Here is a 19,257-nt window from a genome sequence, read left to right as displayed (position 1 = left end):
GCTGCGGTGGCGGGCCGGCAATGCCTGGACGCGCTTACTTGACCCGGCGCACCTTGGCCTGCGTGTTGTAGCCCTCGATCTGCAGATACCACACGCCGACCAGACCCGGCTTGATCTTGACCTTGGGTGACGTCTTGCGCACGCCCGACAATGTCGCAGCGTCGGTCTGCTCCCAGTCCTGGCCATTGGCCAGCGTGTACACGCGCCCCTTCGAAAAGCCCTTGAACTCGCCGACGATGTTGCTCTCGATCGGCTCGTTGCTGCCGAAGTCGAAGAAGCCGCGGTTCTTGACGATCACTTCCTGGCGGCCGGCTTCCTTGGCCTGTTCGACCACGACCGCGGCTTCCTTGGCGACCTTGCCCTGCAGCCAGTCGTTGAGCGCGGCCAGTTCGCCGGCATCGAGCTTGTCCAGGCCGGCGGCCTTGAACTGTTCGGCGCTCATCTGCGACTGCAGGTCGCCCTGCACCGCGCGCTGCGCGAGGGCCGGAGCGGCGTTCAGGGCGAGGGTCAGGCAGACCAGCAAGGGAATGCGGCGTGCGAGCGACATGGATGCCATCCGATCAGGAAAGGCGGCTAGTGTAGACGCTAGCCCGCGCATGACGCAGCCGGCTATGGCGCGTCGGCGGCTCGTGCCTCTGTGCTGGCCGATGCCGCGCGTCCGGGGCGGCGGTAGACGAACTCCGGCGGCGGGGCGGCGGCCTCGCGTTCGGCGGTGGCGCGTACCTCGGTGTGCCGCGGCGAGCGTTCGCAGACCGGGTCCAGCGTGGCGGCATCGCCACTGAGCGCCAGCGCCTGGCAGCGGCAGCCGCCCCAGTCGATCTCGCGTTTGGGGCAGCCCTGGCAGACCTCCGGCATCCAGGCGGTGCCGCGGAAGCGCACGAAGGCCTCGCCGTTGTCCCAGATGTCGGCCAGCGACCGCTCGCGCAGGTTGTCAAAGCGCATGCCGTCGATGGTCTCGGCCGCATGGCAGGGCAGTACATCGCCACGCGGGGAGATATTGACGAAGCGCTGGCCCCAGCCACCCATGCACGGCTTGGGCTGGCGGGCGTAGTAATCGGGGGTGACGAAGTCGATCGCCAGGCGGTCGCCGAGCTCGCGGCGGGCGGTTTCCACCGCGTCAATCGTGGCCATCAGCTGTTCGCGGCTGGGCATCAGCGCGGCGCGATTGCGCAGGCCCCAGCCGTAGTACTGGGTGTGCGCCACTTCGATGCGTTCGGCCTGCCATTCCAGCGCCAGCGCGATCATGCCGGGCACGCGCCCGGCGTTATGGCGATGCAGCACCGTATTGAGCGTCAGCGGCAGGCCGCGCGCGCGCACGGCGGCGGCGAACTCGCGCTTCTTCGCCAGGCTGTTGCGATAGCCGGCGATACGGTCGGCACCGGCCGGGTCGACGTCCTGCACGCTCAGCTGCACATGCTCCAGTCCGGCGGCCTGCAACTGGTCCAGCATCGGCTCGCCGCCGGCCACGCCGGAGGTGATCAGGTTGCTGTACAGCCCGAGCGCGCGCGCATGCGCCACCAACTCGGGCAGGTCCTTGCGCAGCATCGGCTCGCCGCCGGAAAAGTGTGCCTGCAGCACGCCCATGTCGGCAGCCTGCTGCAGCAGCGAGCGCCAGCCGGCGGTGTCCATTTCCTCGCGCAGCGCCGCCAACGCGATCGGGTTGGAGCAATACGGGCAGGCCAACGGGCAGCGATGGGTCAGCTCCAGCAGTACCGACAGTGGCGGCGGGGCGATGGTCATAGCCGCAGCAGGCGCTTCTGATGCAGCGTGTTGGTGAGTTCGATCACATCGACCTCGATATCGGCCGCGTCGGCATCGAATTCGTCTGCCAGTTCCTGCGCGATCTGCGCCAGCGAGCGCGTGCCGTCGTAGCGCTGCGCCACCACCAGTGCGATCTCGTCCAGCTCGACCACGCGTTCCGGCGCCAGCAGCACCCATTGGTCACGCGCGCGGTCGTGCTGCAGGCGTACGCCTGCGCGCAGGGCCGGCTGGCTGTCGCGGGTGATGCTGCTCACGCTGCGGCCCGGCCGGCGTCGCGGTCGGGCACGAACGCATCCGGCCACACGATGCCCGGGGCGACGTAGGCCACGTGCAATGCATCCAGCTGCGCCCACAGCACCGAGCACTTGAAGTGCAGCGCGGCCTTGACCAGGGCCTGTTTTTCGACGGTATCGGCATGCTGCTTGACGTAGTCCAGCGCAAAATCCGAATCGCGTGGCGCCTCGGTCAGGCGATGCTCGAAATAGGCCAGCGCTTCGGGCGAGACGAAGTCGTAATGCTTGAGCATGCCGGCCACGCGCCGGCCGATGATGTTGGGGGCGAATAGCTCGGTCAGCGAGGAGGCGATCGCCTCGAGCAGGCTTTTTTCGCGCACGAACTGCAGGTAGGCCTGCACCGCGAAACGGGTGCCGGGCAGCAGCGCACGGCCGGATTCCACCAGCGTGCGCTCCAGGCCGAGCGCGTCGGTCAGGTGCAGCCAACGCGCGATGCCGCCATCGCTGGGGCTGTTGCCGTCGTGATCGAGAATGCGTTGCCGCCAGATCCGCCGCAACGCCGGGTCTTCCATGCGCGCCAGGATCGCGGCGTCCTTCAATGGAATGCAGCGCTGGTATTCGAAGCGGTTCAGCGCCCAGGCCTGGACCTGGCCGCGATCGAGCTTGCCCTCGTGCAGGAGCGCATGGAAGGGATGCTGGTCGTGGTACAGGCGGGCGCCGATGGCACGCAGGTCCGCTTCCAGCTGGTCCGGGGTGAGCAGGGTGGTCACAGGGTGATCTCCAGGCCGTCGTGCGCGACTTCCCAGCCGCTGGCACGCGCGCTGGCGTACTCCGGCGAGTGGGTGTCGAGCACGGGATTGGTGGTGTTGAGATGGATGAAGATCTTGCGCGCCACCTCCAGCGGGGCGAACGCGGCAATCGTGCCGTCGGGGCCGTCGATGCTCATGTGGCCCATGCGCTGGCCGGTCTTCTGGCTGATGCCCAGTTGCACCATCTCGTCGTCGCGCCACAGCGTGCCGTCGAAGAACACCAGTTCGGCGCCTTGCAGGCGCGCGCGCAAGGCATCGGTCATCGCCGCGCAGCCGGGAATGTAATGCACGCGGTGTTGGCCATCGTCGATGGTCAGCCCGAGGGTTTCTTCGTTGGAGCCGGCCAGGTCGCCGCCACTGCGCGATTCCATGAACAGCGGTACCTTGCCGGGCACCGAGAATGGCGTGAGTTGCAGGCCCAGTAGCGACACCGGCGTGTCCAGCGCAAACGGCTGACGCTGCACGTAGGCGGGATTGACCGCATCGAAGATGGGGTTTTGCGACAGCAGATCCAGCACGCGGCTGCTGGCATGCAGCGAGAACGCCTGGCTCTCGCGCATCGACAGCAATCCGGCGATATGGTCGATCTCGCCGCTGGTCAGCAGCACCGCTTCGATCGGCGAATGCCGCAAATCGCGCTGCGGCCAGAGTGCGGGCGTTGCAAGGATTTGTTGACGGAAGTCGGGGGAGGCGTTGATCAGGACCCAGCGCTGGCCATCGGCACTGACGGCGATGCTGGCCTGGGTACGACGTTGGGCACCGTCGGCTTGTTGCCACGCCCGCCTGCTGGCGGGTGTGTGGCAATTCCACTGCGGGTGCCCACCGCCGGCCGCCGATCCCAGAACGATGATGCGCATGGAGAACTTTTACCTATCTGCCGGCGATTGCCGGTCATGCATCGGGAGGAGGGGCGGCAGGTGAGCTCAGAATTCGCCGGAGACGTAGCAGTTGATCTCGGCGCCACAATTGACTTCACGAACGACAGGCTTCTTCCAGGTCTTCATCGGCTACCTCGCAGTTGGTTGGAATGACGTGGCCGCGGCAGAACGCAGCGACAACGCCACTGGAGGATAGGCAGGCGGTTTGGGCGAGTTGTAAAAAGCACGTAAAAACCCGATTGAGCGTGCCGATTGGCCTGCTGCGTTGCGGCACAAGCGGCGCACAGCGGTTGCGAATCAAGACGTTGGCGGGTGAACCGACCATAAGCGCAAGCGTGCGGGATTGCGCCGACGATGCAGCGATTGCGCGTTGTGGAGAAGGTGACGCGCACGTTACCGTAGCTGTCAGCCCCCCGTTGTTGCCCATCGCCGTGTCCACCGCTGTGACCAGTTCCTCACTCGAGCGCCTGCATGCCTTGCTGCAGCGTCCCGCCATCGCGTCGATCGCGCCAGATCTGCGCGACGCCCTGGCGCAGGCCTGGCAGCAGTTGCCGTCGCCGAGCGAGGACGTGGCCTGGACGCTGCTGGCCGATACGCTGGACGCGCTGGCGTTGCTGGCCGCCGATGAGGCCACCCTGATTGCGGCATTGCTGTTCGACCTGCCGGCATTGCGCGGCGCGATCGCCGGCCTGCCATGGCAGCCGGCCGAGCGCAGGGTGGCGGTCGAAGGCCTGCTGGACGGGCTGGATGCGGCCGACCAGGTCTGGGCCCTGCACGCCGGTCGCGAGGCCGGGCGCAACAGCGAAGGTCTGCGGCGGCTGCTGCTGTCCATCATCCACGACCTGCGGGTGGTGCCGATCCTGCTGGCGCGGCAGTTGGCGCGCATGCGCGTGGCCGACCGCCTGAGCGAAGAGCAGCGCCGCGCACTGGCCCAGCTCACCCGCGACATCCATGCGCCGCTAGCCAACCGGCTGGGCATCTGGCAGGTGAAGTGGGAGCTGGAAGACCTGGCGTTCCGGCATCTGGAGCCCGAGACCTACCGCCGCATCGCCCGCGAAGTGGACGAAACCCGCGTGGCGCGCGAGCGCTATCTGGACGCGGTCAAGCGCACCCTGTCGACGACGCTGGCCCAGCAGGGCCTGCGCGCGGAGGTGAGCGGGCGGCCGAAGCACATCTACAGCATCTGGCGGAAGATGCAGAAGAAGCGCCTGTCCTTCGACCAGCTGTACGACATCCGCGCGGTGCGGGTGATGGTCGACGACGTGGCCGCCTGCTATGCCGTCCTGGGGGCGGTGCACTCGCTGTGGGCGCCGGTGCCGAGCGAGTTCGACGATTACATCGCCCGGCCCAAGGCCAATGACTACCGCTCGCTGCATACCGCGGTGGTCGGCCCGGAAGGGCGCACGATCGAAATCCAGATCCGCACCCACGAGATGCACGCGCAGGCCGAGCTCGGCGTGGCCGCGCACTGGAAATACAAAGAAGGCGGCAAGGGCGGCGAAAAAGCCTTCGACCGCAAGATCCTGTGGATGCGCCAGCTGCTGGAGCAGGTGCAGGAAGGCGACCACGGCGAACTGGCCGGTGCGCTGGACGCCGAGCTGATCGAAGATCGCGTGTATGCACTGACCCCCAAGGGCGAGGTCATCGACCTGCCGCAAGGCGCCACGCCGCTGGATTTCGCCTATCACGTGCACACCATGGTCGGGCATCGCTGCCGCGGCGCGCGCGTCAACGACCGCATCGTGCCGCTGACCTACCGGCTGCGCAGCGGCGACCGGGTGGAGATCATGACCGCCAAGGAGGCCGACCCACGCCGCGACTGGCTGCTGGCGTCCAATGGCTTTCTGGCCAGCGGGCGCTCGCGCGACAAGGTGCGCGCGTGGTTCCACAAGCTCGACCGCGCGCGCAACGTACAGGCCGGCAAGGACCTGCTCGATCGCGAGCTCAAGCGGCTGGGCCTGCAGCATGCCGACCTGGGCGTGGCCACGCGCAAGTTCCACGCCGAGAATGTCGACGATCTGTACATCCAGGTGGCGCTGGGCGATACCGGGCCCAACCAGGTCAGCCGTGCCCTGTTGGAAGCCGAGCGGGCCGCTTCGCAGCCGGCGGTGCCGGCGCCGCCACGGCCCACCGCGCGCCGCGAGGGCTTGGGTAAATCCAAGTTCACCGTGCAGGGCGTGGGCAATCTGCTGGTGCAGCTGGCGCGCTGCTGCCAGCCGGTGGCGGGCGAGCCGATCGCCGGCTATCTGACCCGCGGCCGCGGCATCACCGTGCACCGCACCGATTGCGCGGCACTGTCGCGCCTGGCCGCAGCGCATCCGCAGCGGGTGTTGCCGGTGGAGTGGGGCCAGGCCGGCAGCGGCTACGAGGTGGATGTACAGGTGCGCGCGGTCGACCGCCGCTGGCTGCTCAAGGACATCACCAACCTGATCGCGCAAGAGGACGCGCACGTGCTGGAAATCAACAGCGACAACGTGCGCGACACCGGCAGGGCGCAACTGCGCCTGCGCCTGAAGGTCAGCGACTACGACCAGCTGTCCAGTCTGCTCGGCAAACTGGATGCCTTGCCTGGGGTGAGCGAGGTGCGGCGACTCGGTTGAGTGCGCCGCAGCCCGCCGGCGCCCATCGCCTGGAAACAGACCGCACCCACAGCAAGCAAGGTGTGCTCGCTTCCCGAATCCCGAATCCCGATTCCCCCAAGCCCACATCGTCTTCGCAGCAGACAGCTACCATGACGGGGTGAACGCGTCCCCGTCAGGTCGCGCCAAGGACGGACGCCACCGCATGCTCCCGCTTCCGCGCTGGGCAAGATCGCCTCGCCTCTGGGCACCACTGCGCAGCCGCGCGCTATGGCGCGTGGTGCTGGCGTTGTGCGCCTGTCTCTTGCTGGCCACGGTCGTGCTGCGCAAGCCGCTGGCCGATTGGCTGTGGCCGGACACGCGTATCCAGCAACTGCTGCAACGGGGCGATGCGGCGCTGTCGCGCGGCCATCTCAGTGCGGCCGATGGCAACGGCGCGCGCGAACTGTTCGCTGCTGCGCTTGCGCTGGACAGCGATCGCGGCGAAGCCCGTGCCGGGCTGGCGCGCACCGGTGCCGCCGCCGTGGTGCAGGCGCGCGCGGCGATTGCGGCCGGGGACGCCGCTGCTGCGCAGCGCGCGCTGACGCTGGCGGGCGCGCTGGAGGTGCCGCAGGCGCAGATCGCACCGGTGGCACTGCGCCTGCGCCAGTTGCAGGCGCGTCGGGCCGGGTTGGACGCCTTGTTCGCACAGGCAGTGTCCGCGCAACAGCAAGGGCGCCTGGATGGCAGCGCGGACAGCGCGCTGCCGTTGTACCAGCGCATCCTGACCCTGGCACCGGACCGCACCGATGCGCTGGAAGGGCGCGAGGACGCCCTGACCGATCTGCTGGCGCAGGCGCGCCAGGCCCTGGCGCGCGATGCGCTGGCCGATGCGGCGATGCTGCTGGCCGCCGCCAAGCGCTACGACGCCGGGCATGCCGATGTGCCGCTGACCGAGGGCCACTACCACCGTGCGCTGGAGCAGCGCCGTCAGCGCGCGCAGGGCCTGTTGCGGCGTGGCCGGCTGGCACCGGCCGCACGCGATTTCACCGCAGTGCTGGCAGCCGAGCCGGCGGATGCGGCCGCCCAGCGTGGGCTGGAGCAGGTGGCAGGCGAATATGCCGCGCAAGCCGGCCGACAGGCGGCAGACTTCCAGTTCGACGCCGCGCTGCAGTCGCTGCAGGAAGCCAAGACCTTGCTGCCCGGCGCCGCCGCGATTGCGCAGGCCGAGCAGGCGATTGCGCGTGCACGCGATGCCCAGCGCAGCCCCGAGACCGGGCTGTCGCGCGGTACCCGCGAGCGCCGCCTGCGCGCGCTGCTGCAACGGGTGGCAGCTGCCGAAGCGCAGCAGCAGTGGATGACGCCGCCCGGCGCCAGTGCCTACGACGCGGTGCGTGCCGCGCAGGCGCTGGCGCCGCGCGATCCACGCGTGCTGCAGGCCGCCGCACGTGTGGTGCCGGCCAGTCAGCGCTGCTTCGAGGACGAGCTACGCAACAACCGCCTGCGTGCCGCGCGCGGCTGTCTGGATGCCTGGCAGGCGCTGACGCCCAACGGCGATGCACTGGCCGGCGCGCGTCGACGGCTTGCGCAACGCTGGGTTGCGGTGGGCAGCGAACGCCTGGGACAGGAAGACGCCGCCTTTGCACGACGCGCGCAGGACGAGGCGCACCAGCTGGACCCTGGGCTGCCGGAATTGGCCGAGTTCACGCGCCGGGTCAAGGCCGTGACCGAGCAGCGTTGACGCAGCGGCTGTCTTCGGCGGCGCCACTCACAGCGCCATCCCCGAGCGCCGGCGCGCACTCACTCCGCGATAAACAGCGCGCGCACCGTGCCACGCGCCGCATCCAGCGAAAAATGCCGGGCCACGTTGTGCAATCCGTTGTCGGCCAGGCGTTGCCACAGCGTCGCATCGCGATACAGGCGCACGATCGCTGCGGCGAAGGCATCGGCGTCATCGGCCACGCAGACATCCTCGCCGTCGCGCAGATGCATGCCTTCCACCGCACAGGTGGTGCCGACCACCGGCTGCCCGTGCGCCATGCTCAGGTTGATCTTGCCTTTGACGCCGGCGCCGAAGCGCAGCGGTGCCACCGCGATGCGTGCGTTCTCCATGAACGGCAGCAGATCCGGCACATGCCCGTGCAATTGCACGCCGGGGCATTCGTCGGCCAGCAGTGTCAGCGCCTCCGGCATGTCCGCGCCGATGCAGTGGAAGACCACCTGCGGCAATTGCGCGCGCACCTGCGGAAAGATCGCGCTGATGAACCACTGCACCGCATCCACATTGGGTGGATGCCGGAAGCCGCCGACGAATACCAGGTCGTGGCGTTGCTCGAAGCGGTGGCCGCTGCCGGCCACCTCATGCAGGTTGGAGAGCAGGGCGGTGCGGATCTGCGGTGCGTCCGCCTGCAGCTGCGCCTGTTCGGCCGCCGAGACTAGCAAGGTGACATCGGTGGCGGCCATGATCTCCAGCTCGCGCAGGCGGGTGCGTTCGGCCGCGCGCAACAGGTTGGTATCGCCGGCCAGCTCGGCGCCGCGGCGCTCGCGCAGGTAATGCAGGTCGACGGTGTCGAACAGGGTGCGCGCCTGCGGCGCGTACTGTCTGAGCAGCGGCAGGCAGGCATGCGCAACGTGGTGACGCACCAGCAGCACCACCGCAAACCGCGGGCCGTGTGTGCGCAGCCAGCTGCCGGTGCCGTCCAGGAACGGCGCGTACCAGACTTCCACGCCCAGCTGCTGCAGTGCGTGCGTGTGCCGTCCGGCGTGTTCGCGGCGGGTCGGCACGAACACCACGTGCGCGCCCTCTTCGCATAGCAGGCGGATCAGATTGAACTGCCGCAACGAGCCCGAGTCGCGATCGGGTTGCGGCACGCATTCGTCCAGGATCAGCACCTGGCGTTGGCCACGGTGCAGCAGCGCAGGTCCGGGGACCGTGCCGGGCGGCAGCTGCGTTGCCAGCGCCTGCTGCCACTTGTCGGCGAACACGCCTTGGTTGCGCACCTGGTACGCCTTCACCCCGGTGCGGGTGTCGGTGCCATTGCTGGTGCCCTCGTCGTGCACCACCACGCTGGCCGGCTGCACCAGCACCCGGTAGCCGGCGGCACGCACCGCAAACGCCAGGTCGGTGTCTTCGTAGTAGGCAGGCATGTAGCGGCGATCCAGCCCGCCCAGCGTCTGCAACAGCGCGCGTGGCAGCGCGATCGCCGCGCCGGAGCAGTAATCCATCGCACGCACATAGGCATGGCGCGGGTCGTCGGCCGATTCGAAACGGCCGTAGCTCCAGGCGCTGCCGTCGGCGAACACCACGCCGCCGGATTCCTGCAGGCGTCCGTCCGGGTACACCAGTTGCGCGCCGACCAGCCCGGCGCCGGGGTGCTGGGCAAATGTGTCGATCAGCCGATCCAGCCAGCCGGGCTGCGGGATGGTGTCGTTGTTGAGCAGCACCACGTAGTCGCCGCGCGCCAGGGCGATGCCGTCGTTGCAGGCGGCGATGAAACCGCCATTGCTGGCGCGCCGGTGGTAGTGCAGCCCTTGCACCTGCGGCAGCTGCGCCTGCGTGGCATCGCTGCTGCCGTCGTCCACGACGATGATCTCCATTTCCAGCAGCGGCGGATGCGCCGCCAGTGCGCGCAGGCACGCCAGCGTGTGCGCGATGTGGTTGTAGACCGGAATCACCAGCGTCACGCGCGGGGTGTCGCTGTGCGGGACCGCAAACGCGGCAAACGGTGCGGCCTCCGGCAACCACAGCGGCGTGCCGAGCGCCACCGGCGGTGCCTGCGTATGCACGCGAATGCGCTGCCAGGTGGCGCGCCAGCCGCGTGTGCGCATGCTCGCCACGCTGCGGTGAATCAGCCCAAGCACGCGATTGAACAGATAGCGTGCATCGGCCAGTGACATCGACATTCCGTTGGAACTCCAGACGTGGCGTGACGAAGAAAAAAACCCGGCGAGCAGTCGTCAGGCGGCGAGGACGGCGCAAGGCAAGCGCAGGGGACGCAGGGTACCCGCAGATGCCGGAGACGGTCCGTGCCCGCTGACGGTGAGCGTGGCCGTTTTGTTAGCCGCTCTTAAGTCAGAGGGACCGGCCGGCCACAACCACGACAGCGCTGCGCTAGACTCGCCGGACTCTACATTCTCGCATTCCTGTGCCCCGACGCCACGACAACGACGCTCCCGACGATTTCGAGGACGACTCCACCGAGCAAGGTTCCCGCTGGCAACGCAGGCTGATTGTCTGGGCCTTTGCGGCATTCGCGCTGGCGCTCGGTTTTCTGATTCCCTACACGGTGTATCTGAACAAGCAGGTCACCCAGCGGTTTGGCGAGCTGCGTTGGCAGATCCCGACCCGCGTGTACGGGCGGCCGTTGGTGCTGGCACCGGGCAATGCGCTGGATGCGGCCACGTTGAAGACCGAGCTGGACGCCGCCTCGTATCGTGACGACGGGCAAGCCAAGCTGGCCGGCACCTACCAGCAGGACGGCAGCCGCTTCACCATCGCCAGCCGCGGCTATATCGATGTGGATGGGCGCCTGCCTGCGCGGCGGGTGGAAGTCAGCCTCTCCGGCGGGCGCGTGGCCAGCCTGCGCGACGCCAGCGACCGCAAGGCGCTCAAGAGTGCGCGGCTGGACCCGGCGCGCATCGCCACGCTGTACGGACAGAAGCAGGAAGAGCGCCGCCTGGTGCGCATGGAAGAAGTGCCCGAGCTGCTGGTCACCGGCCTGCAGGCGGTCGAGGATCGCGACTTCAACAGCCACCACGGCATCGATCTCAGCGGCATGGTGCGTGCGGCCTGGATCATGGCGCGCTCCGGCGGCCAGGTTCGCCAGGGCGCCAGCACCCTGACCCAGCAGCTGGCGCGCAGCGGCCTGCTCGGCATCGGCAAGGAACAGACCGTCACCCGCAAGTTCAACGAAATTCTCTACGCAGTGATCATGGAGGCGCGTTACGACAAGCGCACCATCCTGGAGGCCTATCTCAACCAGGTCTATCTGGGCCAGCGCGGCGGGCAGGCGATCCATGGCGTGTCCTCGGGCGCGGAGCTGTGGTTCGGCCGCGAGCTCAATTCGATGACCACCGAGCAGATCGCCTTGCTGATCGGGCTGGTCAAGGGGCCGTCCTACTACGACCCGCGGCGCAACCCGGAGCGCGCGCTGGATCGGCGTAATTTCGTGCTGGGCAAGCTGCACGAAAACAACCTGATCGATGCGGCTGAATACAAGCGCGCGCTGGCCGCACCGCTGGGCGTGCCCACCGAGCCGGGCCTGGTCGCGGCCAACCGCTTCCCGGCCTATGTGGACCTGGTGCGGCGCCAGCTGGCGCACGACTACCCGGAAGGCGTGCTGCAGGGCGCCGGCATGAGCGTGCTCACCGGCATGTCGCCGTCCGCGCAGGCCTATGCCGAAGGCGCGGTGACCGGCACCATCAAGCGGCTGGACAACAAGAAGCGCCCACCGCTGCAGGCCGGCCTGGTGCTGACCGACGTGCATAACGGCGACGTGCTGGCGGTGGTCGGCAGCCGCGACGTGGCCAAGCCGGGCTTCAACCGCGCGGTCGAAGCGCAGCGTCAGGTCGGCTCGCTGCTCAAGCCGTTTGTCTACCTGCTGGCGCTGGCCTCGCCGGACCGCTGGGCGCTGTCCAGCTGGGTCGACGATGCACCGGTGACGGTGCAGCTCAGCCGCGGCAAGACCTGGTCGCCGGGCAATTCCGACAACCGCAGTCACGGCACGGTGCGGCTGATCGATGCGCTGGCGCATTCCTACAACCAGGCCACGGTGCGCGTGGGCATGCAGGTCGGCCCGGAGCGCATCGCGCAGCTGATCCAGGTACTGGCCGGCATCAAGGCCGACACCAATCCCTCGCTGATCCTCGGTGCCACCGACCAGAGCCCGTACGGCATGGCGCAGCTCTACCAGTTCCTGGCCGCCGGTGGCGAGATCCAGCCGCTGCATGCGGTGCGCGGCGTGCTCGATCCGCAGGGCAAGCTGCTCAAGCGCTACGACAAGACTCCGGCGCCGGCACAGGAGGGCGATTCGGTGGCGGCCAACCTGATCAGCATCGCCCTGCAGCAGGTGGTCAGCGGCGGCACTGCGCGGCAGTTGCTGGGCGATGGCCTGGGCCGGTTGTCGCCGGCCGGCAAGACCGGCACCTCCAACGACGGCCGCGACAGCTGGTATGCCGGCTATACCGGCGACCACCTAGCGGTGATCTGGATGGGCAACGACCAGAACGAGCAGACCGGCCTGTACGGTGCCACCGGCGCGATGCGGGTATGGTCGAGCATCTTCGCGCGGCTGCCGAGTGCGCCGTTGAAGGTCAGCGGCAAGGGCCTGGACTGGCAGTGGGTGGACGCGGCCGGTACCGGCGTGACCGATGCCGGCTGCCCGGGCGCGCGCCAGTTCCCGTTCGTGGTCGGCTTCACGCCGGCCTACGCCCCCTGTGCCGGCAATGCACCGTCGATCGAAGGCGTGCCCGGCGATGCATCCGCGCCGGCCGAGCAATCCAGCGGTGGTGGCTGGCGTCGCTTCTTCGGTCTGGAAAAGAAGCCGGAAGACCCCGCGCCGGCACCCGCCGCGGCTGCACCTGCACGTTGACTGGAGTGACCCGATGAACCGACTGCACCGTTTGCTTGCCCTCGCTGGCGTGTCTGCCGCACTCACCGCCTGCGTCAGCGCGCCGCCTGCGCCACCGCCGGTCCCGGTGGACCCGACCACGCCGACACAGCGGCTGCTGCTGATCGAACGCGAGGCCGGCGTCGACGATACCGAGCTGTCGGTACAACCATTGCGCGACCCGCAGGTGGACGACCTGCGCGAGACCGCCAAGAGCAAGCGCCAGGCCGGCGACCTGGCCGGCGCGGCGGCGTCGTTGGATCAGGCCGTGGGCCTGGTTTCCGGCGATCCCGCCATCCTGCAGGAGCGTGCCGAAGTGGCGGTGCTGCAGGCCGACTGGCCCGCCGCCGAGCGTTTCGCCAAGCAGGCCATCGAGCTGGGCTCCAAGACCGGGCCGCTGTGCCGCCGGCATTGGGCCACCATCGAGCAGTCGCGGCTGGCGCGTGGCGAGAAGGAAAACGCCGCTTCGGCCAAGTCGCAGATTGCCGGGTGCACGGTGCCCGGCGTGAAACGCTACTGAGCACGGCCACGCCGCTGGCTGCGCCTGCTGCACGACAGGCGCGGCGAGCGTGATGCGGCCTGCGTTGCTTGCGCCCATCTGCCTCGACGCGAGCCGTTCGTTCCCGCGCACGACCGCCAGCGGCGCCACGCCGCGCATCTTGGTGCGTAACCGCCGGCTGCGCGGTCAGTGCCGCCACCGGCCCACCGGCGCAATCCAGGCAGCGGCAGCGCGCACGCGCTAGGCTGTCGCGCTTCCTGCCCCAGCTTCCGGTCCCATGTCCCAACTTGCCACTGCCAGCATCGAGGCGCTCAGCGAGGGCGGGGCGCTTGCGCGTCAGCTCGATGCGTTCGCGCCGCGTGCCGCGCAGTTGCGCCTGACCGGCGCCATTGCCGAGGCGTTCGAGGCCCGCGATGTGCTGCTGGCCGAAGCCGGCACCGGCACCGGCAAGACCTACGCCTACCTGGTGCCGGCATTGCTGTCGGGGCTGAAGACCATCGTCTCCACCGGCACGCGCGCGCTGCAGGACCAGTTGTTCCATCGCGACCTGCCGCGCGTGCGCGCCGCGCTCGGCATCGGCCTGCGCAGCGCGCTGCTGAAGGGCCGCGCGAACTATCTGTGCAAGTACCGCACCCAGCAGGCGCGTGGCGAGCCGCGCTTTGCCACGCCCGAGCAGGTCTCGCAGTTCCAGCGCATCGTGGCCTGGAGCGGGCGTACCCAGTTCGGCGACATGGCCGAGCTGGAAGCCCTGCCGGACGACTCACCGCTGCTGCCGCTGGTGACCTCCACCGTCGACAACTGCCTGGGCACCGAATGCCCGTTCTACAGCGAGTGTTTCGTGGTGCAGGCGCGCCAGCGCGCGCAGGCGGCCGATCTGGTGGTGGTCAACCACCATCTGCTGCTGGCCGATCTGGCGCTCAAGCAGGAAGGCTTCGGCGAGATCCTGCCCGGCGCGCAGGCCTTCGTCATCGACGAAGCGCATCAGCTGCCGGAGCTGGCGGCGAACTTCTTCGGCGAGAGTTTCGGCATGCGGCCGTGGCAGGAGCTGGCGCGCGACTGCATGGTCGAAGCGCGCCTGGTCGCCGGTGCGCAGGCCAGCCTGCAGGAGCCGATCCTCGCCCTGGACGAGGCTCTGCGCGGCCTGCGTGCGGGCATGGAGGGCCTGCCGTCACGCGGCACCCAATGGCGTGCGCTGGCCAAGCCGCAAGTGCGCGAGGGTTTCGATGCGGTGCTGTCGTCGCTGGCGCGGCTGGGCGAGGCCCTGCTGCCGTTGCGCGAGGCCTCGCCCGGGTTCGATGGCTGCTGTGCACGTGCGCAGGAAGCGCTGTCGCGGCTGTCGCGGTGGCTGGGCGAGGACGCGCCGGTGCCGGATTTCGAGCAGGAGCTGCCGGAGACTGTCGACAACGATGTGCTGTGGTACGAGCTCAGCCCGCGCGGATTCCGCTGCCAGCGCACGCCGCTGGATGTGTCCGGCCCGCTGCGCGAGCACCGCGAAAAATCGCATGCGGCCTGGGTGTTCACTTCGGCTACATTGGCGGTGGGCGGCGAGTTCGACCACATCGCGCAGCGCCTGGGCCTGAGCGATCCGGTGACCTTGCTGCAGCCCAGCCCCTTCGATTGGGCGCGCCAGGCGCTGTGCTATCTGCCGCCGCACCTGCCCGATCCTGCCGCACGCGGATTCGGCACGGCGCTGATCGCGGCGCTGATGCCGGTGCTGGACGCCTCCAATGGCCGCGCGTTCCTGTTGTTCGCCTCGCACCGCGCGCTGCGCGAGGCGGCCGACGCATTGCGCGGCGCGCCGTGGCCGCTGTTCGTGCAGGGCGAGGCGCCGCGTGCCACCTTGCTGCAGCGTTTCCGTACTTCCGGCAACGGCGTGCTGCTGGGCTCGGCCAGCTTCCGCGAGGGCGTGGACGTGGTCGGCGATGCCTTGAGCGTGGTGGTGATCGACAAGCTGCCGTTCGCCGCACCCGACGACCCGGTGTTCGAAGCGCGCCTGGATGCGATCCGCCGCGACGGCGGCAACCCGTTCCGCGACGAGCAGTTGCCGCAGGCGGTGATCGCGCTCAAGCAGGGCGTGGGCCGGCTGATCCGCAGCGAGACCGATCGTGGTGTGCTGGTGCTGTGCGACCCGCGCCTGGTGAACAAGGGCTACGGCCGCACCTTCATGCAGTCGCTGCCGCCGTTTGCGCGCACCCGCGAGATTGGCGACGTGCGCGCGTTCTTTGGCGTCGCCGAGCCGGTGGGCGACAATGGCGTGCTCGCGTTGCCGTTTGGCGGCGACTGAGCTTTCTCCTTCCTGCCTGCGGTCCTGCCATGAAAGTCCTTGCGTTCGAGACCTCCACCGAAGCCTGTTCCGTCGCGCTGCATGTGGATGGCCGCGTGCTGGAGCGCTTCGAACTGGCGCCGCGTCGCCATGCCGAACTGGCGCTGCCATGGGCCGAGCAACTGCTGGCCGACGCCGGCATCGCGCGCCGCCAGCTCGACGCGATTGCGGTCGGTCGTGGCCCGGGCGCCTTCACCGGTGTGCGGCTGGCGATCGGCATTGCGCAGGGCATCGCGCTGGGCCTGGACGTGCCGGTGCTGGCGGTGTCCACGCTGCAGGTGCTGGCCCTGCGCGCGCCCGCCGAGGCGACGCAGGTGCTGGCCTGCATTGATGCGCGCATGGGCGAGGTGTACGCCGGCGTCTTCGCGCGCGCTGGCGATACGCTGCGCGAGCTGGTGCCGGAAGTGGTGTGCGCACCGCAAGAATGCGTCGTGCCGGACACGCTGCAGCGCTTTGCCGGTGTCGGCAGCGGGTTCGCCGCTGCCGAGGCAGTGCTGCAACAACGATTTGCGACCCGGCTGAGCAGCATCGATGCCGCCGCATTGCCGCATGCCGCCGACCTGCTGACGCTGGCTGTGCCGGCGTTGCTGCGCGGCGAAGGCGTGGCGCCGGAGCGGGTGGAGCCGGCGTATCTGCGCGACAACGTGGCGCTGACCCTGCTCGAGCAGCAGGCTGCACGCGCAGCCAAGGCCGCCGGCGCCGCGCCATGACCGACGACCTGCAACGCGCGCGTTTCCGCGGCTGCCTGCTGGGCCTGGCGGTGGGCGATGCGCTCGGCACCACGCTGGAATTCTGTGCCCCGGGCAGCTTCACGCCGATCGACGACATGCGCGGCGGCGGCCCGTTCGCGCTGCGCGCCGGCCAGTGGACCGACGACACCTCGATGGCCTTGTGCCTGGCGCACAGCCTGCTGTATCGGCAGGGCTTCGACGCCGCCGACCAGATGAACCGCTATTGCAACTGGTACCAGCACGGCTACCTCAGCAGCACCGGCAGCTGCTTCGATATCGGCGCGACCGTGCGGCAGGCACTAGAGCGCTATCTGGATGGCGGCCCGGCCTTCAGCGGCAGCACCGATCCACGCTCGGCCGGCAATGGCTCGCTGATGCGGCTGGCGCCGGTGGCGATGTACTACGCGCATCGCCCCGCCGAGCTGGGCGAGCGCGCCGCCGACAGTTCGCGTACCACGCATGCTGCCGACGAAGCGCTGGATGCCTGCCGGCTGTTCGCCTTCCAGTTGCGTGCCGCATTGCTCGGTGGCGAGCGCCAGCAGGTGTTGCAGACCCGCTGCGAAGGGCTGTCGACACCGGCGCTGCGTGCGTTGTCGGTGCGCGACCATGCGGCAGTTTCCGCCGCCCGGATCCGCGGCACCGGCTATGTGGTCGATGCGCTATCGGCGGCACTCTGGTGCTTCGCCACCACCGACACGTTCGCCGATGCGGTGCTGCGTGCGGCCAACCTGGGCGACGATGCCGACACCACCGCGGCCATCTGCGGTCAGCTGGCCGGTGCATTCCATGGTATCGACGGGATTCCCGCCGCCTGGCGCGCGCGCGTGCAGGACGCGGACGCGATCGTCGAGCTGGCCGACCGGCTGTACGCAGCCGCGCAGGCCGCATAAAGGCCGCCCGCAACGCACTGGGCAACGCGGGCCGCCGGGAAGGCATGCCGCAGAAAGACGCGTCCCTGTCGGGACGCGCGACGGCTCAACGATCGTCGTGCAGCTCGCCGCCGGGCAGGAACAGCCAGGTGCGTGTGACCTGCAGGATATCCACGTCGTCCTTGGTCCTGGGCAGTGGCGGGAACGGCTGCGCCAGCTGCACCACCCGCAGCGCTGCCGCATCCAGCGCCGGGGTGCCGCTGGAGACCAGCACGCGGCTGCTTTCCACGCTGCCGTCGCGGCGCACGCCCACGCTGATCACCACCTTGCCGCCGAGTCGGCGCCGGCGCGCCTCGTCCGGGTAATTGAGATTGCCGACGCGCTCGGCACGGTCCACCCACGCACGCAGGTAGTTGGCATAGGCGTATTCGCGGGTACTGGCCGAGACGAACTTGCGATTGGGGCGCTTGGCATATTGCTCCGAGCGCAGATGCACCTCGGCGGCGAGCCGGGCCATTTCCGCGTCGCGCTGCACGCGTTGCGCATCGGTGGGCGAGGGCAGGTCGGTCTGCGGATTCGGCTGCGGGGTGGGCACGGCCTGCTCGCCGCGGCGGCTGGCCACCACGCGGGTCTGGGTCGGCTCCGGCGCCTGCAGCGTGGTCGCACGCTGCGCCTGCGGTGCCAGCCCGCTGCGGTCCTGCGGCACCACCCCGGGCTGGCTGTCGCGCGGGCGTTGCGCGGTGGCGTGATTGCCGCCGCCCTGCTGGTTGGCCTGGGCCAGGAAATCGGCCTGCCTGGGCGTCAGCGGGGTGCTGGTCTGGCTGAAGATCACATCCAGCGTCGGCACCAGCGGTGCGTCCTCGCTGACCGCAAACCCCACGCCCAGGATCAGCACGCCGTGCAGCAGCAGCGAGATCACCAGCGTCGCGGTCAGCCGGCGGCGCTCGTGCATGGGAGCCGGCAGTGCCGCGGCCGCGCTCATTGCGCCGCGCCGGCCTCGATCGCGTCGAACAGCAGCCCGGCGATGTTCAGGCCGAACTGCGCATCCAGCTCGCGCACGCAGGTGGGGCTGGTGACGTTGACCTCGGTCAGGTAATCGCCGATCACGTCCAGGCCGACAAAACGCATGCCGCGGCGGCGCATTTCCGGGCCCACCTGCGCGGCGATCCAGCGGTCGCGCTCGGACAGCGGCCGGCCTTCGCCACGTCCGCCGGCGGCCAGGTTGCCGCGGAATTCGTCGCCCTGCGGAATCCGTGCCAGGCAGTAGTCCACCGGCTCGCCATCGACCAGCAGGATGCGCTTGTCGCCGGCGCTGATGTCGGGGATGAAGCGCTGCGCCAGGGTCAGCTTGCGATTGCCGTCGGTCAGCGTCTCCAGGATCACGTTGAGGTTGGGGTCGCCGGTGCCGCTGCGGAAGATCGAACGCCCGCCCATGCCGTCCAGCGGCTTGAGCACGGCTTGGCCATGTTCGAGCACGAACGCCTTAAGCGCGGCGGAGTCGCGGCTGACCAGGGTTGGCGGGCAGCACTGCGGAAACAGCAACGCGGCCAGTTTCTCGTTGTAGTCGCGCAGGCCCTGCGGGTCGTTGACCACCTGCGCGCCGGCGCGCTGGGCCACGCTCAGGACCTGGGTGTCGTAGACGAACTCCGCATCCACCGGCGGGTCCTTGCGCATCAGCACCACCTGGCCGGGGCCGAATTCCAGTTCGGCGAACTCGCCCAGGGTGAACCAGCCGGCCTTGTCCTCGCGCACGCTCAGGGGTGCGACCTGTGCCACCGCGCGTCCCTCGCGCAGGCTGAGTCCGCCCGGACGCACATACTGCAGGCGGTGACCACGCCGCTGCGCTTCCAGCAACATGGCGAAGGTGGTGTCTTTGGCGATCTTGATGGAGGCGATGGGATCCATCACCACGACGACGTCGAGCGACATGGGGAGCTAAACCTTTAGAACAGGCTGCCGATGGTAACTTCAAGCGGTGGCGATGGCGC

16 protein-coding genes are annotated in these 19,257 nt (G+C 69.3%); 7 read left to right on the top strand and 9 right to left on the bottom strand.

Annotated features, from left to right (window positions below):
- Positions 1-34 precede the first annotated feature (34 nt).
- From DGN21_RS14535 to pqqA, 6 genes are all read right to left on the bottom strand, one after another.
- On the bottom strand, positions 35-547 hold the full coding sequence (locus DGN21_RS14535) for a hypothetical protein (RefSeq protein WP_046343829.1): 513 nt from the start codon (positions 545-547) through the stop codon (positions 35-37).
- Positions 548-609: 62 nt separating this feature from the next.
- Complete coding sequence (pqqE, locus tag DGN21_RS14530; protein ID WP_046343827.1) at positions 610-1,740, bottom strand: pyrroloquinoline quinone biosynthesis protein PqqE; 1,131 nt, start codon at positions 1,738-1,740, stop codon at positions 610-612.
- Positions 1,737-2,015 (bottom strand): pyrroloquinoline quinone biosynthesis peptide chaperone PqqD, encoded by a 279-nt coding sequence (pqqD, locus tag DGN21_RS14525; protein ID WP_046343824.1) that lies wholly within the window; start codon positions 2,013-2,015, stop codon positions 1,737-1,739. Before pqqD ends, pqqE begins: the two co-directional genes overlap by 4 nt.
- A complete protein-coding gene (pqqC, locus tag DGN21_RS14520) occupies positions 2,012-2,764 on the bottom strand; it encodes a pyrroloquinoline-quinone synthase PqqC (protein WP_039515257.1) in 753 nt (250 codons plus the stop codon). The genes pqqD and pqqC overlap by 4 nt, the downstream gene beginning before the upstream one ends.
- Positions 2,761-3,660, bottom strand: a complete 900-nt coding sequence (gene pqqB, locus DGN21_RS14515; RefSeq protein ID WP_039519569.1) for a pyrroloquinoline quinone biosynthesis protein PqqB — start codon at positions 3,658-3,660, stop codon at positions 2,761-2,763. Before pqqB ends, pqqC begins: the two co-directional genes overlap by 4 nt.
- 66 nt (positions 3,661-3,726) lie before the next feature.
- Entirely contained in the window at positions 3,727-3,807 is an 81-nt protein-coding gene (gene pqqA / locus DGN21_RS14510) for a pyrroloquinoline quinone precursor peptide PqqA (protein WP_002812057.1), read from the bottom strand.
- A gap of 290 nt (positions 3,808-4,097) precedes the next feature.
- Here pqqA and DGN21_RS14505 point away from each other — a divergent pair, with 290 nt between their 5' ends.
- Both DGN21_RS14505 and DGN21_RS14500 read left to right on the top strand, forming a co-directional pair.
- A complete protein-coding gene (locus tag DGN21_RS14505) occupies positions 4,098-6,281 on the top strand; it encodes a bifunctional (p)ppGpp synthetase/guanosine-3',5'-bis(diphosphate) 3'-pyrophosphohydrolase (protein ID WP_215824969.1) in 2,184 nt (727 codons plus the stop codon).
- 184 nt (positions 6,282-6,465) lie between these two features.
- Positions 6,466-7,980, top strand: coding sequence for a hypothetical protein (locus tag DGN21_RS14500; RefSeq protein ID WP_065049380.1), 1,515 nt, complete (start codon positions 6,466-6,468; stop codon positions 7,978-7,980).
- Positions 7,981-8,039: 59 nt separating this feature from the next.
- On the opposite strand, the gene DGN21_RS14495 is transcribed toward DGN21_RS14500, so the two are convergent.
- A complete protein-coding gene (locus DGN21_RS14495; RefSeq protein ID WP_215824968.1) occupies positions 8,040-10,142 on the bottom strand; it encodes a glycosyltransferase in 2,103 nt (700 codons plus the stop codon).
- A 242-nt stretch (positions 10,143-10,384) separates the two neighbouring features.
- On the opposite strand from DGN21_RS14495, the gene mrcB reads away from it, so the two are divergent.
- The 5 genes from mrcB (at position 10,385) to DGN21_RS14470 (ending at position 17,290) form a co-directional block, all read left to right on the top strand.
- Positions 10,385-12,829, top strand: a complete 2,445-nt coding sequence (gene mrcB, locus DGN21_RS14490; RefSeq protein WP_215824967.1) for a penicillin-binding protein 1B — start codon at positions 10,385-10,387, stop codon at positions 12,827-12,829.
- A gap of 13 nt (positions 12,830-12,842) precedes the next feature.
- Positions 12,843-13,367: a hypothetical protein gene (locus DGN21_RS14485; RefSeq protein WP_104568123.1), complete on the top strand. Its 525-nt coding sequence runs from the start codon at positions 12,843-12,845 to the stop codon at positions 13,365-13,367.
- A 256-nt stretch (positions 13,368-13,623) separates the two neighbouring features.
- On the top strand, positions 13,624-15,630 hold the full coding sequence (locus tag DGN21_RS14480) for an ATP-dependent DNA helicase (protein ID WP_215824966.1): 2,007 nt from the start codon (positions 13,624-13,626) through the stop codon (positions 15,628-15,630).
- A gap of 29 nt (positions 15,631-15,659) precedes the next feature.
- Positions 15,660-16,379 carry a tRNA (adenosine(37)-N6)-threonylcarbamoyltransferase complex dimerization subunit type 1 TsaB gene (gene tsaB / locus DGN21_RS14475; RefSeq protein WP_054591008.1) on the top strand — a complete coding sequence of 240 codons (720 nt, stop codon included), beginning with the start codon at positions 15,660-15,662 and terminating at the stop codon, positions 16,377-16,379.
- Positions 16,376-17,290 carry an ADP-ribosylglycohydrolase family protein gene (locus DGN21_RS14470; protein WP_104568125.1) on the top strand — a complete coding sequence of 305 codons (915 nt, stop codon included), beginning with the start codon at positions 16,376-16,378 and terminating at the stop codon, positions 17,288-17,290. The genes tsaB and DGN21_RS14470 overlap by 4 nt, the downstream gene beginning before the upstream one ends.
- Positions 17,291-17,375: 85 nt before the next feature.
- Here DGN21_RS14470 and DGN21_RS14465 read toward each other — a convergent pair whose 3' ends face one another.
- On the bottom strand, positions 17,376-18,251 hold the full coding sequence (locus tag DGN21_RS14465) for an energy transducer TonB (protein WP_039816263.1): 876 nt from the start codon (positions 18,249-18,251) through the stop codon (positions 17,376-17,378).
- Positions 18,248-19,198 carry a glutathione synthase gene (gene gshB / locus DGN21_RS14460; protein WP_024940329.1) on the bottom strand — a complete coding sequence of 317 codons (951 nt, stop codon included), beginning with the start codon at positions 19,196-19,198 and terminating at the stop codon, positions 18,248-18,250. Before gshB ends, DGN21_RS14465 begins: the two co-directional genes overlap by 4 nt.
- Between the last annotated feature and the right edge of the window lie 59 nt (positions 19,199-19,257).

The sequence above is a fragment of the Xanthomonas sp. MLO165 genome (assembly GCF_018831305.1).
Lineage (GTDB): Bacteria > Pseudomonadota > Gammaproteobacteria > Xanthomonadales > Xanthomonadaceae > Xanthomonas > Xanthomonas arboricola.
The sequence above is the reverse complement of the archived record's forward strand: the minus strand, read 5'-3'. Positions and strand labels throughout refer to the sequence as shown.